Origin of the sequence: Paenibacillus herberti (assembly GCF_002233675.1) — a bacterium.
Taxonomy (GTDB): domain Bacteria; phylum Bacillota; class Bacilli; order Paenibacillales; family Paenibacillaceae; genus Paenibacillus_O; species Paenibacillus_O herberti.
This window is the reverse complement of record NZ_NMUQ01000001.1, coordinates 1688744-1703665: the sequence shown is the minus strand read 5'-3', so window position 1 is coordinate 1703665 and position 14922 is coordinate 1688744. Positions and strand designations below refer to the sequence as shown.

Annotated in this window: 9 protein-coding genes; 8 read left to right on the top strand and 1 reads right to left on the bottom strand. The window is 52.7% G+C overall.

Going from position 1 to position 14922, the window contains the following annotated elements:
- Positions 1 to 874: 874 nt before the first annotated feature.
- The gene (locus tag CGZ75_RS07795; RefSeq protein WP_089523642.1) at positions 875 to 2650 is read left to right on the top strand and encodes an ABC transporter ATP-binding protein; all 1776 of its coding nucleotides are present in this window, start codon (positions 875 to 877) and stop codon (positions 2648 to 2650) included.
- A 56-nt stretch (positions 2651 to 2706) separates the two neighbouring features.
- Positions 2707 to 4515: an ABC transporter ATP-binding protein gene (locus CGZ75_RS07790; RefSeq protein ID WP_089524609.1), complete on the top strand. Its 1809-nt coding sequence runs from the start codon at positions 2707 to 2709 to the stop codon at positions 4513 to 4515.
- A gap of 623 nt (positions 4516 to 5138) precedes the next feature.
- Here CGZ75_RS07790 and CGZ75_RS07785 read toward each other — a convergent pair.
- Positions 5139 to 5453 (bottom strand): ArsR/SmtB family transcription factor, encoded by a 315-nt coding sequence (locus CGZ75_RS07785; RefSeq protein ID WP_089524608.1) that lies wholly within the window; start codon positions 5451 to 5453, stop codon positions 5139 to 5141.
- Between the two features lie 181 nt (positions 5454 to 5634).
- On the opposite strand from CGZ75_RS07785, the gene purT reads away from it, so the two are divergent.
- The 6 genes from purT (at position 5635) to gyrA (ending at position 14451) form a co-directional block, all read left to right on the top strand.
- Positions 5635 to 6816: a formate-dependent phosphoribosylglycinamide formyltransferase gene (purT, locus tag CGZ75_RS07780; protein ID WP_089523641.1), complete on the top strand. Its 1182-nt coding sequence runs from the start codon at positions 5635 to 5637 to the stop codon at positions 6814 to 6816.
- 194 nt (positions 6817 to 7010) lie between these two features.
- Entirely contained in the window at positions 7011 to 7832 is an 822-nt protein-coding gene (locus tag CGZ75_RS07775) for a GDSL-type esterase/lipase family protein (RefSeq protein ID WP_089523640.1), read from the top strand.
- 146 nt (positions 7833 to 7978) lie between these two features.
- Positions 7979 to 8929 (top strand): ABC transporter ATP-binding protein, encoded by a 951-nt coding sequence (locus tag CGZ75_RS07770; RefSeq protein WP_089524607.1) that lies wholly within the window; start codon positions 7979 to 7981, stop codon positions 8927 to 8929.
- On the top strand, positions 8926 to 9912 hold the full coding sequence (locus CGZ75_RS07765; RefSeq protein WP_089523639.1) for an ABC transporter permease: 987 nt from the start codon (positions 8926 to 8928) through the stop codon (positions 9910 to 9912). The genes CGZ75_RS07770 and CGZ75_RS07765 overlap by 4 nt, the downstream gene beginning before the upstream one ends.
- An 89-nt stretch (positions 9913 to 10001) precedes the next feature.
- Positions 10002 to 11981, top strand: coding sequence for a DNA topoisomerase IV subunit B (gene parE, locus CGZ75_RS07760; RefSeq protein ID WP_089523638.1), 1980 nt, complete (start codon positions 10002 to 10004; stop codon positions 11979 to 11981).
- 13 nt (positions 11982 to 11994) lie between these two features.
- Complete coding sequence (gene gyrA, locus CGZ75_RS07755) at positions 11995 to 14451, top strand: DNA gyrase subunit A (protein ID WP_089523637.1); 2457 nt, start codon at positions 11995 to 11997, stop codon at positions 14449 to 14451.
- Positions 14452 to 14922 lie beyond the last annotated feature (471 nt).

Here is a 14922-nt window from a genome sequence, read left to right as displayed (position 1 = left end):
CTACTTGCTTCGCTCCAAGTGAGTATCGGCTCGCCACTCAAGTAACAAAAGTTACTTGGTTCGCTCCAAGCGAGCATCGGCGCGCCATTCAAGTAACAAAAGTTACTTGCTTCTCTCCAAGCGAGCATCGGCGCGCCATTCAAGTAACAAAAGCTACTTGCTTCGCTCCAAGTAAGCATCGGACGCGTCGCTCAAGTAACCCAAGCTACTTGCTTCGCTCCAAATGAGCGCCCGGCGCGTCACTCAAGTAACCCAGGCTACTTGCTTCGCTCCAAGCGAGTATCCGGCGCGCCGCACAAGTAACCCAAGCTACTTGCTTCGCTCCAAGTAAGCATCGGACGCGTCGCTCAAGTAACCCAAGCTACTTGCTTCGCTCCAAGAGAGCATCGGACGCGCCATTCAAGTAACCCAAGCTACTTGCTTCGCTCCAAGTGAGCATCAGGCGCGTCATTCAAGCAACAAAAGTTACTTGCTTCTCTCCAAGCGAGCATCAGGAGCGTCACTCAAGTAACCAAAGCTACTTGCTTCGAACCAGCCCCAATCCTTTCCCAGACCCAACCGCTACCATCTCTACCAAAAAACCAAGCCCATCCCTCGGATGGGCTTGGTTTTTTCCCTCTCGAAAAAATAATTAAAAATTAAACTATCCGCGTTATATCCGGCAAAATGATTGAATGTGACGTATAAGTGACGATTTCGCGTTGAATGAGAGATTAGTCCGTATCAAGCGTTCCTCAGTCCCGCTGAAGCGCAGAAAACTGGAAATACGGCCTTAAAAGACGTTTGCCGCACTTGCAGGATGCTGATAACATACGTCCATGTTCACCAGAAATCGCCAGACAAACCAACCTAACTAACGGGGGAGAGAGCTCAATTGGAGGTTTTCAGGCAACTTAAGCCATTTTACTGGGTGGAGCGGAAGTTTATCTTCGCGTCTATCCTGTGTCTGGCTAGCGCAACCGCGCTGGGACTGGTCTATCCAAACCTGCTGCGGTACCTTATTGACGATGTTGTTAAACCGGAAAACTGGGGTCCCGTACCCACATTGTCGCTGATCGTCGTTTGTGTCGTTTCACTCAAAGGTTTCATGAACTTCCTAAGCGGCTTTTTTGGCGGCAGACTTGGCAACCGGGTCGCCTATCGGCTTCGCAATGCCAGCTATAGCAAGCTGCATGAGCTGAGTTACACGTATTATGACACGGCCAAAACCGGCGACCTCATGAGCCGTCTAACCGCCGATTTGGAGGCAATCCGTCAATTCATCGGTTTCGGCTTTGCACAGATTCTCAATATGTTCCTCATGGTTCTGTTCGGCGGCCTCATGATGATGAGCATGGACTGGCAGCTGACGCTTATTACGCTTGCGGCAATGCCGCTGCTGATTTTCACCGCCCTCCGTTTCGAAAAAAACATCCACCCTGCATTCCGCGAGATGCGTCAGGCGCTCAGCCATATGACAACAGCGGTACAGGAAAACGTCAGCGGTGTGCGCACCGTAAAATCATTCGCTCGCGAAGCGCATGAGGTGGAGAAGTTTTCCGTGCGCAGCACGGCGTACCAGACGAACCAGGTCGGAGCAGCTACAATTTGGGCTCGTTACTTTCCGATCATGGAGCTGCTTGCCAACCTCAGCGTAGTCATTCTACTTATTGCCGGAGGTTTCCGAGTTATTGACAATGCGCTCACGCTCGGTGAACTGGTCGCCTTTTTCAGCTTAATCTGGTACATTATCGGACCGATGTGGGGAATTGGTTTCCATATCAACAACTACACTCAATTCAAGGCATCCGGCGAACGTGTGCTGGAACTGCTCAATCAATACGTGCATGTCAAGAGCGTACCCGACGCTGTTGTCCTTGATAAAAAATATGTCAAAGGCCATGTCCGCTTTGAAAACGTCACGTTTAACTACGCGGACAAGGAACCTGCGCTGACCGATATTAGCTTCAATGCGGCTCCCGGCTCTGTCATCGGCTTGCTCGGCGGCACCGGCTCCGGCAAAAGCACGATCATCCAGCTGCTCATGCACGCCTATAATGTCAAGCACGGCAAAATCACCGTCGACGGCCTGGACATCCGCAATGTGGACGTACAAAGCTTGCGTAGCCAGATCGCTACGGTATTCCAGGAAACATTCCTTTTCTCCGCCTCAATCCGCGATAACATCGCTTATGCCAACAAGGATGCATCAACGGAGGAAATAGAGCGCGCCGCCAAGCTGGCCAAAGCCCATGACTTCATCATGGAATTGCCGCTCGGGTACGAGACGCTGGTAGGCGAGCGCGGCATGGGCCTCTCCGGCGGTCAGAAGCAGCGGATCGCTATCGCGCGAGCGCTCATTCGCAACCCCCATATCCTCATATTGGACGATGCAACAAGCGCCGTAGATATGGAGACGGAGCATGAGATTCAAGCCGGCTTCAAAGAGCTGATGAAAGGCCGTACGACGTTCATCATCGCTCACCGCATCAGCTCGCTTAAGGACGCTGACGAGATTCTTGTGCTCGATAAAGGCAAAATCGTGCAGCGCGGCAAACATAATCAACTCGTCCGTCAAAGAGGTCCTTATCAGGAAGTTTATAATATTCAGTATGCCGACCGCCCACAGCATGATGATGGCGAGTCGCTGACGAAGGGAGGCACGGCCTGATGAGCAGCCGCAGCAATGGGAAATCGGACGGGGCAGCCTCAGCACAGAGCGCTTCCATGAACGAAGCGGCCGAGGCCCAGCGTCAGCGTTTTAAGTACCAGGATGACGATATTATCGAAAAACCTTTCAACTGGAAGCAGGTCATTCGCCTGCTGTCCTATATGAAGCCTTACCAGAAACAGCTCATTCCGATGATCGGGATGATGCTACTTGGAACTATGACACGTTTGGCCGCGCCAGCCGTTATTATTCTTGCCATCGACGACGCCATTGACAACGGTGGCAATAAGGGCAAACTGCTGATGTTCGGAGGCATTTTGCTCGTCCTCTACATCATTCAGTGGGTGGCCAATGCGATTCGGATCAAGTATACGAATATTATCGGGCAGAAGGTTATTTACGACCTGCGCCAGCAACTTTTTGAGCATATTCAGAAGCTTAGCTTCCGCTTTTTTGACAAGAGACCTGCAGGCTCCGTGCTTGTACGCGTCACTAATGACGTCAACTCACTACAGGATCTATTCACCAACGGCGTCGTCAACTTGCTTATGGACTGCGTCCAGCTTATCGGTATCGCTCTTATCCTGCTCATCTGGAACTTCCAGCTTGGCATTGCGGTTATGATCACGGTGCCGCTTATGTTTATCGTCTCCGGCACGCTGCGCAAACGGATTCGTTTTGCCTGGCAGGATGTACGCATCAAGCAATCACGTATCAACTCCCATCTGAATGAGGCCATTCAGGGCATCAAGGTGACCCAAGCGTACGTTCAGGAGAAGGAGAACTACAAGTTTTTCGACCATATGAACACGATCAACAAAAAGAGCTGGGACCGCGCTTCAGCGCTGAACCAGATGTTTGGCCCAATCATTGAAGTGACTGCGGCCATCGGCACGCTCATCTTGTTCTGGTACGGTTCCCATTTGATCCAGACAGACGTCATTACCATCGGCCTGCTCGTCGGTTTCGCCAACTACATCGGCAACTTCTGGGACCCGATCAATCGGCTCGGCCAGATGTATAACCAGCTGCTCGTCGCGATGGCTTCTTCGGAGCGGATCTTCGAGTTCATCGACGAAAAACCGACGGTGGAGGAGAGTGGACGCGCCCGCATGCTGACTGGCATCAAGGGCGACGTGAACTTCGACAACATTGTTTTTGAGTATGAAAAGGGACGTCCGGCGCTGAAGGGCATTTCGCTGGATGTAAAAGCGGGACAGTCGATCGCACTGGTCGGCCATACTGGCTCCGGCAAAAGCACGATGATCAACCTGTTATGCCGTTTCTATGATCCTGTGGAAGGCAATGTCCGCATCGACGGACTGGACATCCGCGACGTGACGATTGAGAGCCTTCGCTCGCAGGTCGGCATCGTGCTGCAGGACACGTTTATTTTCTCGGGTACAATCCGCGATAATATCCGCTTCGGCCGGCTGAACGCGACGGGTGATGAGGTCGAAATGGCGGCGCGGGCCGTGCATGCGCATGACTTTATCATGACGCTTCCGGACGGTTATGACACCGAGGTTCAGGAACGGGGCAATGTGCTGTCGATGGGTCAGCGGCAGTTGCTCAGCTTTGCGCGGGCACTGCTTGCTGATCCGGCAATTCTCATCCTCGATGAGGCGACAGCCAGCATCGATACTGAGACGGAGCTGAAGATTCAGGAAGCGCTCAAAACGCTGCTCGCAGGCCGCACCTCATTCATTATTGCGCATCGCCTGTCGACGATCCGTCACGCCGATAACATCGTCGTTATGGACCATGGCCATATTGTCGAGCAGGGCAATCACGACGAGCTGATGCGACATGGCGGCACTTATTATGGGCTTATTGAAGCTCAATACCGCTTTTTGTCCGCTTAGGCTAGATCAATTTGGTTGTAAAAGACAGCAGAGCCCGCGGAATTTGTGGGCTCTGCTTATTTTGGTTTTTGCGAGATTGACCGGATTTATTTGATCTTTCGGTACGAGCCGTACAAAATGAAGGGGATTCTATTATTTGGAAGAATGGAAAAAGGGTTTAAATAGTTCGAGAGGTTTCGTTATTACATACAGGGAGGACTTACAATGTCGTTTGGATCGCGGGTATTAGCCAAGGAGCGCAAATTAATATGGATGATCGCCTTTTTTTCATGCGTCACAATCACTATGTATAAAGGCGGCGAGATATTCGGGAAGCTGCTCTATCTTCTTCTAAATTAGACTTGTATTTATCTACATCATTGCGGCTTTGGTTCACTCGCAAAATGGCGCGGAATAAGGCGGCCGAAACGGCACGCCTCTTTGCTGTTCCATGTAGTTGGGTTTCGGCTTAACGCCTGCCCTTCTCTGTCTATCGCGCTGTTCTGCCATGCTGACGGCAGAGAGCTGCCCGCCAGCCCACTAGAGAGCCATCCTTTCTACAATCACTAGAGAGCCAACAACCTCTCGACGGTATATAACGAATGAGCACTGGCAAACGGCCCACGAGCCGTCCTGCCAGCGTCTCACTTCCCGTCCTGCAGACGGCTAAGATAATCATCCAGCCGATCCATACGCTGCTCCCAGTCGCGGCGGAAAGAAGAGGCCCAAGCCTCCAACTCCTGAAATGAGCCCGCCGACAGCCGGTAAATCCGCCGATTTGCGGCGGCTTCCATCTGCAGCAAGCCGGCTTCGCTCAGAACTTTCAAATGTTTTGATGTTTGCGGCTGACTCATGGACAGCCGTTCGGCGATCTCGCCGACCCCAAGTGGGCCGGTTCGGAGCAGCTCGACAATCTGTAGCCGGTTTGGCTCGGCTAGAGCCTGGAAAATCGTTTTCATGCCTAAAATATATCCGTCAGGGAATATACCTGTCAAGGAAACCTATTCCTATTACTTGATTTTTCGATAGACACCGTCCAAAATGAGGAGAATTCTATTATTTGGAATGCCCGGTTAGGTTCGGATATGAACCTAATCTCGCAAAAAGAGGTTCCGCTATGATGAACAGGGGGTACTTATAATGTCGTATGGATCGCCGCTTTCCTCCGGAGCACGAAAAATGCTGCTGCTAGGATCTGGAGAGCTCGGTAAGGAAGTCATAATCGAGGCACAGAGACTCGGAGTGGAGACAATTGCCGTAGATCGCTACGCCGATGCTCCAGCCATGCAAGTGGCGCATCGCTCCTATGTCATCGATATGCTGAATCCAGAGCAGCTGCGCGAGCTGATCCTGCGGGAAAAGCCTGATTTGATCGTACCGGAAATTGAAGCGATAGCTACGAACACACTCGTTGAGCTTGAGCAGGAAGGCTTCAAAGTCGTGCCAACAGCGCGTGCTGCCCGTCTGACGATGGACCGTGAAGGAATCCGCCGACTCGCTGCTGAAACGTTGCGGCTGCCGACCGCTTCATATCGCTTCGCGGATTCACTTGAGGAAATGAAGGACGCCGTAATGGAACTTGGCATGCCTTGTGTCATCAAGCCGATTATGAGCTCCTCCGGTAAGGGCCAGAGTGTGTGCGGCTCTGAGGCCGAGATTGCAAGCTGCTGGAACTACGCGATGGAAGGCGGCCGCGCCAAGAAGAAACGAGTCATCGTGGAAGGCTTTGTCCAATTTCATTCCGAAATTACACTGCTGACCGTCCGCTCGGTATCTGGCACGGTGTTCTGCGAGCCCATTGGCCATGTCCAAAAGGATGGCGACTACATAGAGTCCTGGCAGCCTCATCCCATGAGCGAGCAGCAGCGGCGTCAAGCGGAAGAGATTGCGCTGGCCATTACGGACGCACTTGGCGGCTACGGCCTCTACGGCGTTGAGCTGTTCCTGACCGAGCGAGGCGTCTTGTTTAGCGAAGTATCGCCTCGTCCGCATGACACAGGCATGGTGACGATGGTCACTCAGGATCTGTCCGAGTTCGCCTTGCATGTGCGGGCCATTCTCGGCTTGCCAATCCCAGGCGTGCGTCTGCTGTCGCCGGGTGCAAGCCATACGCTCAAGGCAACCCGTGACCACAAGGATTTCCGCATCACCGGGCTCCAGCAAGCGCTGGCCGTTCCTGCTACCCAAGTGCGAGTTTTCGGTAAGCCAGAGACGCGCAAAGGCAGGCGCATGGCTGTCGCTCTAAGCTCGGCTTCCGACACAGAAAGTGCAAGAGCTGCCGCTAGGGAGGCAGCAGAGTCCTTATCCATTCAATACAATTAAAGAGGTTGTTCAAAAAGGCCACCATGCTGAATCGCGACCTTTTTGAACTCGCAATTAATGCAAGGCTGGAAGCGGACATTAGGTCTGCTTCTTTTTTTGTTGTTATTTGCAAAATGATGTCGCAAGGCTTATTTTTAAATGAATGATGCCTATACTAAAGTTTACAAATTACTGGCAAGGGGAGCCAAAGAGAGATGATACCATCCGGCAAATTATGGCGGGTTCTGGGTACGACCGCGTTAGCATCAACGCTTATACTGGGCGGGGGCTTCGCTTATGCAATGCATGATCTGCTTGTAGTGACGCCTGCGGCGCAGCAGACAGAGCAAGCGCCGGTGAAGGAAGTGAAGTCAGGCGGGAATTTTCAGCAGGCGGAGGAAATTCGCGTCACGGCGCTGGGGGACTCCTTAACTAAAGGGGCCGGCGACAACAGCGGACGCGGTTATGTGAAAACGGTGCTGGAGCGGCTTGGCGAAGAGACCGGAAAGCCGGTGCAGCAGATCAACAATTTGGCTGTAAACGGTTTGACGGCAGCTGAACTTGACGAAATGCTGCGTACTGACAAAGGACTGGAATACCCGATCCGGGAAGCGAATCTTATTTTGCTGACGATCGGCGGCAATGATTTGTTCCGACCTGTGCTGGAAGCGAGAGAAGACGGGGGCTCCGGTGATATCGACATCGAGGAGATTGAAGCAACTATTCCCTCAGCCGCGGATTCCCTGCGCAGCGTAATTAAGAAGATTCGTCAGATCAATCCTGATGCCACTTTGGTCTACACTGGCCTTTATAATCCGTTTTACGACATTCCAGAGCTGCGAGAAGGCAGTGCGGCCGTGCAGCAATGGAATGATGAAGCCTACGAAATTCTTGGCTCGGATGAACACGCGGTGCTCGTGCCGATCATGGATCTTTTTCAACAACGTGCCGCGGATTATATAGCTTCTGACCAATTTCATCCCAACCAACAGGGATACCAGCGGATTGCCCAACGGATCATTCAGGCTCTGACCTGATTATTAACTTTTCAAAGGGATTGCCGATATGGATGAGGAGAGCAAAGGAGAGTAGCATCATGACGATAGATTATCCTGTCCGCGAACGTGTGAAAATAACCCCTGCTGCCTTCTCCGAAGCTGCGCAAGGCCGTGCGGATAAAACGATGGGGCAGCCTGTACTGGATGTGCGCGGTTTAAAAAAGAAGATTGGCCGCAAATGGATTATTCATGAGGTCGACTTTCAGGTGTATCCAGGCGAAATATTCGGCTTTCTCGGGCCAAACGGTTCCGGCAAAACGACAACGATTCGTATGCTGGTTGATTTGATCAAACCGACTGAAGGCGAAATTTTGATCGGCGGACATAGCGTAACCCGGTATCCGGAGAAAGCGCTGGCCGAGGTCGGCTGCATCGTGGAAAACCCGGAGATGTATACTTATTTGACCGGATGGGAGAATCTTGAGCAGTTTGCCCGGATGCTGAGAGGCGTGGATAAAGCTCGGATTGCTGAGGTTGTCTCTATCGTGAGACTGGATGAGCGTATCCATGAAAAGGTCGGCACCTATTCGCTTGGTATGCGACAACGTCTCGGTATTGCTCAGGCGCTGCTCGGGCGTCCGAAACTGCTCATTTTGGACGAGCCGACCAACGGACTCGATCCTAAGGGGATCAAGGAGCTGCGGGAGTTCATCCGAATGCTGTCCGAGACTGGCCTGAGTCTGTTCATCTCCAGTCATTTGCTCAGCGAAATTCAACTGATGTGTGACCGTGTTGCCATCATCAGTGGAGGCCGGGTGTTATCGGTCGGACGGGTCGATGAGCTGGTCAACCAGGCGGGTTCCTACGTGCTTTGGCAGACGGATAACCAAGAGGGGACACGCCGGATTTTGGCCGCGCAAGCGGAAGTAAAGCTGTATGAGGAAGGCGAGTACCGGATGGATGACAGCGCGCTTGCTTATTTGCCCGGCGCCGTTGTAAGCACAGTCCATGAAGACCTTATCCCCGAGCTTATTGAGAAGCTGGTCGCCGAGGGGATCTCGATCGCTGCTGTGCAGCGTGTCGCTCCGACGCTGGAAGAGTTGTTCCTGCAGCTGACGGAGGATGGTCAAGTATGATGGATATATTGCCGCTCATTCAGAACGAGACGTTAAAAATTTGGAAAAAGAAGCGATTCTATGTTATTCTTCTTATCCTGTTAGTGTTAATTCCGCTCTTTACCTACGCTCAGATGCGGATGGCGCAGACAAATGCCGATAATTTCAAAGATTGGCGCAACCAGATTCAGCAGCAGATCACCGATTTGCAGAATACGCTGGCAAGCGACCGGATGCCGGAGGAATGGAAGAAATACGACCGCATCAAGGTACAGCAGCTGCAATATTACCTCGATCATGACGTCAATCCGAACAGTCCGGATGCGGCAACTTTCACCCGGCAGTTTATGGCAAGCTCCGTATCCTTGTTCTTCCCGCTGCTTATTCTAGCCCTAGCCTCCGATCTCGTATCAGGAGAGCGAACAAGTGGGACAATCAAAATGTTGTTGACCCGGCCAGTCAAGCGCTGGAAAATTCTATTTAGCAAACTTATCGCGCTGACGTTGTATGTTTCCTTGGCTATTATTACGACAGGTGCGGTATGTTATCTGGTATCCGGCTTGGTGTTCGGATATGGCGGCTGGACAATGCCGGTATTCACCGGCTTCGTTATCAACAGCGGGTCCATCGATGTTAGCGGCGTGCATCCGGTGCCGCAGTGGCAGTTTGTCATCATGCAGAGCGGCCTGATCTGGGTATCCTGTATGACAATTGCGATTTTGGCGCTTATGGTGTCGGTGCTCCTGCGCAGCACGGCGGCAAGCATCGTGACGATGATGGCTGCTGTCATCTCAGGCAGCATTTTGGCAGGTATGGCCTCCTCCTGGGAGACAGCCAAATATATTTTCTCCGTCAATATCGATTTGACCGATTATTTGGAGGGAACACCTCCGCCAATCGCAGGCATGGACATCGTTTTCTCGCTTTCTGTGCTTGGGGTTTGGATGCTCGGCGCGCTCATCGTGTCGTTCGGTGTCTTTACGAAACAGGATATATTGAATTAAAATAGCGTGAGTTGTTCCCGGAGTGAGTCGCATGGCACACCGTGCTGCCCCTCAGTCGGAATTAGGGCAATGAGAAAAGGGGGAAGCGTATGGCCGAACATCTGGACCTTTACGCAACCGAATCGGCAAATACAGCGAAGAGCCCTTCCTATGATGCGGATGACATCCAGATTCTAGAAGGACTTACCGCAGTGCGCAAGCGCCCGGGTATGTACATTGGTAGTACAACGAACTCGGGCCTGCATCACCTGTTATGGGAAATTGTAGATAACGCGGTCGATGAGCATCTGGCCAAGTTCTGTACAGAAATCAATGTGACGCTGCACAAAAACGGATCGGTGACTGTACACGATAATGGCCGAGGCATTCCGACCGGAATGCATAAAAGCGGCATCCCGACGCCGCAGGTCGTATTCACGATTCTGCATGCTGGCGGTAAGTTTGGCGGCGGCGGATACAAGAAGTCCGGCGGTTTGCACGGAGTTGGTGCGTCTGTCACCAACGCACTGTCGGAGTGGCTCGAGGTGGAAATCTACCGCGATGGCAAAATACATAAACAACGCTTCGAGTACTGGGTTGACAAAAAAGGCAAAGAGCATGTAGGCGAGCCTGTCACCGGACTTGTTGTTACGGGTACCACTCGCCAGACCGGCACAAAGGTAACCTTTAAGCCGGACACCCGTGTTTTTCACGGCAATATTGCGCTGAACTTCGACACGCTTGGCGACCGTCTGCAGGAGATCGCGTTCCTGAACTCTGGACTCAAAGTGAATCTTAAGGATGAGCGGAGCGGACATGAGAACGTCTTCTATTACGAGGGAGGCGCCAAGCAGTTCGTTGAGTTCCTCAATGAGGAGAAGTCCGTCCTTCATGAGGCGGTTCATTTTAGCGCAGAGAAGGATGATATCGAGGTTGAGGTGGCTCTGCAATACAATGACGGCTACACCGAGACGATTGTCAGCTTCGTCAACTCGATTCCAACACGCGGCGGAGGTACGCATGAGACCGGCTTCAAAACGGCCTACACACGTATCCTCAACGATTATGCTCGGCGCGCGGCGATGCTCAAGGAGAAGGACAAAAACCTCGAAGGCGGCGACCTGCGCGAAGGCATGATGTGCGTCATCAACATCAAGATGTCCGAAGTTGAGTTCGTTGGCCAGACGAAGGATCAGCTCGGCAGCTCCAGTGCCCGCAGCGCCGTGGATGCGGTTGTAGCGGACAAAATGGCTGTTTTCATGGAGGAGAATCCCCAGATCGGCCAGATGCTGCTCAAAAAAGCGATTCAAGCGTCGAAGGCGCGTGAGGCGGCTCGCAAAGCACGCGAGGAGATCCGCAGCGGCAAAAAACGCAGCGAATCGTCCAACCTCGGCGGCAAGCTGACGCCAGCGCAATCCAAAGATTCTACGCGCAATGAGCTGTTCATCGTCGAAGGCGACTCCGCCGGCGGTTCTGCCAAGCAGGGCCGCGACTCCAAGTATCAGGCGATTTTGCCGCTTAAGGGCAAGCCGATGAACCCAGAGAAAGCCCGCCTGGCGGACATTCTCAAAAACGATGAGTACAAAGCGATTATCGCCGCAATCGGTGCGGGGGTTGGACCGGAGTTTGAAGCGTCGGAGTGCAACTACAGCAAAGTCATTATTATGACGGATGCTGACACCGACGGAGCGCATATCCAAGTGCTGCTTTTGACGTTCTTTTACCGGTACATGAAACCGCTGATCGACAACGGGAAAATCTATATCGCTCAGCCGCCTCTCTACAAAATGTCCCGTAAATCCGGCAAGCTGCAAACGGTGCGCTACGCTTGGACGGACGAGCAACTGAACAATTACAGCAAAGAGATGGGTAAAAACTTCGAGCTGCAGCGCTACAAAGGTCTCGGCGAGATGAACCCGGATCAGCTGTGGGAAACGACGATGAATCCCGAAACCCGCACGCTGCTAAAGGTTCAGATCGACGATGCGGCCAAGGCAGAACGGCGTGTATCCACGCTGATGGGCGACAAAGTAGATCCTCGTAAGCGCTGGATCATCGACAATGTAGACTTCACGGAATACGAGGAATAGGAGGACTGGCTCTATGAGTTTAAACGAGCAATTTCTGCCGGCATTCCTCGAGGAAGTCGTCGGCGACCGCTTCGGACGCTACTCAAAATATATCATTCAAGACCGCGCCATCCCGGATGTGCGCGACGGTTTGAAGCCGGTGCAGCGGCGTATCTTATACGCTATGTACGATTCCGGCAATACGCCTGACAAGCCTTACCGCAAGTCGGCCAAAACGGTCGGCGACGTCATGGGTAACTATCATCCGCATGGTGACTCCTCGATTTACGAGGGCATGGTGCGTATGGCGCAGCCTTGGAAGCTCGGTCATACACTCGTCGACGGGCATGGCAACTGGGGCTCGATGGATGATGATCCAGCAGCGGCAATGCGCTACACGGAGGCAAGGCTGTCGTCGATCGCAATGGAGCTGCTGCGCGATATTGAGAAGCGCACGGTGCTGTTCAAAGATAACTTTGATAACACCACCAAAGAGCCTGTTGTACTCCCGGCACGTTATCCAAATCTGCTTGTGAACGGCGTGAGCGGAATTTCTTCGGGCTTCGCAACTGAAATTCCGCCGCATAATTTGCGGGAAGTCATCGACGCTTGTATCGCAATTATGAAGGATAGCAATCTTTCTTTAACCGATTTGATGGCGATTATGAAGGGACCGGATTTCCCGACTGGCGGCATCATCATGGGCGAGGAAGGCATCCGCGATGCCTATTCGACCGGCCGTGGCCGCATCCATCTGCGCTCTAAGACGGCAGTGGAAGAACTGCGCGGTGGCAAAAAGATGATTGTCGTAACCGAAATTCCGTATCAGGTGGTTAAATCTCGACTCGTCACGGCGATGGAGAACATCCGCCTGGAGAAAAAGGTCGACGGCATCGCCGAGGTACGCGACGAGAGCGGCCGCGAAGGCCTGCGTATCGTCATTGAACTGAAGAAGGATGCAGATGCCGACGGTATTCTCGCCTACCTTTTCAAAAAAACCGATCTGCAAGTGACGTACAACTTCAATATGGTCGCGATCGTCAATAAGGCGCCTCGTCAGCTCGGCGTTAAAGAAATATTGGATGCGTACATCGCCCATCAGAAGGAAGTTGTCACGTTCCGCACGCAGTATGAGCTGGATAAAGCCGAGGACCGCGCGCATGTGTTGGAAGGTCTTGTCAAGGCGCTGAACATTCTCGATGAGGTCATTGCAGCGATCAAAGCGTCCAAAAACCGCGGCGATGCGCAAAATAACCTCGTGGAGAAATTCGGCTTCAGCGAGCGTCAAGCTGACGCGATTCTCACCTTGCAGCTGTACCGCCTGACGAACTTGGAAATTAACTCGCTGCAGAAAGAACTGGATGAAATCGCGAAGCGGGTTCAGTACTTGCGTTCGATTTTGGATAGCGAGCGTAAGCTGCTCAAAGTCATTCAGGACGAGCTGCTGGAAATCCGCGAGAAGTTTGGCATCGACCGCCGCTCGGAAATTCGCGGTGAAGTTGAGGAGCTGAAGGTTGGTCTTGAGGTGATGGTCAGCGCCGAGGATGTACTCGTTGCGATTAGTCGCGATGGTTATGTGAAGCGTACGAGCCGCCTCAGCTTCACGCGCAGCGGCGGTGAGACCGACGCTGCCGGTGTGAAGGAAGGCGATGTGATCCGTCATCTGCTTGAATGCAATACAATCGACAGCCTGCTCGTGTTCACCCGTAAGGGTAGCTACTACATGCTGCCGGTGTACCAGATTCCGGAGTTCAAGTGGAAGGATGCCGGTACGGCTATCGTCAACGTTATTCCGATACCGAAGGATGACGGCATCGTAGCCGTCATTCCGGTAAGAGATATTCAGCAGTCGAACCAATCGCTCTTCTTCTTCACGAGGAAGGGACAGGTTAAGCGCACGGAGCTCAAGGACTACGCCACGAATCGCTCAACCGCGATTGCGGCCTGCAAAGTTGCAGACGGTGATGAGGTCATCCAGGTGCAGCTCACACAAGGCGAAGGACATCTGCTGCTTATTAGCCGTCAGGCATTCGCTATTCGCTTCCCGGCATCTGAGGTTAACTTGATGGGCCGTGTCGCGGGCGGTGTCCGTGGCATGCAGCTCAAGGATGGCGACGAGCTGGCAGCCGCATTGGAAGCCGGTCCGGACGATGAGGGCGAGATTCTCGTCATCAGCGATCTCGGTTATGCCAAGCGCAGCCTGCTCGCGGATTATCCCGTTCAAGGGCGCGGTGGCAAAGGTGTAACCACGTTTGAATTCAAAGAAGGCAAACGCGTTAAGCCGAACGGCTCCCAGCTTGTTGGGGCTTGGTACTCCAAAAAGCCGCGCGAGCTGACAGCATTACTTTCTGGAGGCGGCCAGCAGCGCTTCCTGACGGAGAAGACGCCGATTGAGGATCGCAAGTCCATCGGTAGAGCTCTCGTTCAGGTGGACAAAAATGACGCCGTCACACAGCTTTTCCCTCGTGTTGAAGCAAGCCAGGACCAATAGTTAGATCAAAAGCCAGGACCAGGAATGAACGGTACCTCCAATTACTAGATGATGTCTAATAATTGGGGGGCAGCTCATGATCGCTGTCCTGGCTTTTGGTTGTCAGCGGACAAGCGGAGGCCCTATTTATGTTTGTGCCTCTAGTGGCTTGAGAGATCCTCATTTTTTTAAAATCGCAGATGTTCCCCTAGTGCATTCTAGCGGAGCGACAACCAACAAGTAACTTCGACTACTTGCTTCGGCTTTCCGGGCCACATTTTCGCTTCTCAAGTAACTTCAACTACTTGGTTCGGCTTTCCGAGCCAAATTTCCGCCATTCAAGTAACTTCGACTACTTGATTCGGCTGTCCGAGCTACATTTCCGCCATTCAAGTAACTTCGACTACTTGTTTCGGATTTCCGAGCCACAATTCCGCTTCTCAAGTAACTTCGACTACTTGCTTCGGATTTCCGAGCCACAATTCCGCTTCT

Bases quoted from the DNA above. Each gene is read 5' to 3' on its own strand.
- CGZ75_RS07775 (WP_089523640.1), top strand. From the start codon at position 7,011: ATGATACCATCCGGCAAATTATGGCGGGTTCTGGGTACGACCGCGTTA.
- CGZ75_RS07765 (WP_089523639.1), top strand. From the start codon at position 8,926: ATGATGGATATATTGCCGCTCATTCAGAACGAGACGTTAAAAATTTGG.
- CGZ75_RS07785 (WP_089524608.1), bottom strand. From the start codon at position 5,453: ATGAAAACGATTTTCCAGGCTCTAGCCGAGCCAAACCGGCTACAGATT.
- parE (WP_089523638.1), top strand. From the start codon at position 10,002: ATGGCCGAACATCTGGACCTTTACGCAACCGAATCGGCAAATACAGCG.
- purT (WP_089523641.1), top strand. From the start codon at position 5,635: ATGTCGTATGGATCGCCGCTTTCCTCCGGAGCACGAAAAATGCTGCTG.
- CGZ75_RS07790 (WP_089524609.1), top strand. From the start codon at position 2,707: ATGAACGAAGCGGCCGAGGCCCAGCGTCAGCGTTTTAAGTACCAGGAT.
- gyrA (WP_089523637.1), top strand. From the start codon at position 11,995: ATGAGTTTAAACGAGCAATTTCTGCCGGCATTCCTCGAGGAAGTCGTC.
- CGZ75_RS07770 (WP_089524607.1), top strand. From the start codon at position 7,979: ATGGGGCAGCCTGTACTGGATGTGCGCGGTTTAAAAAAGAAGATTGGC.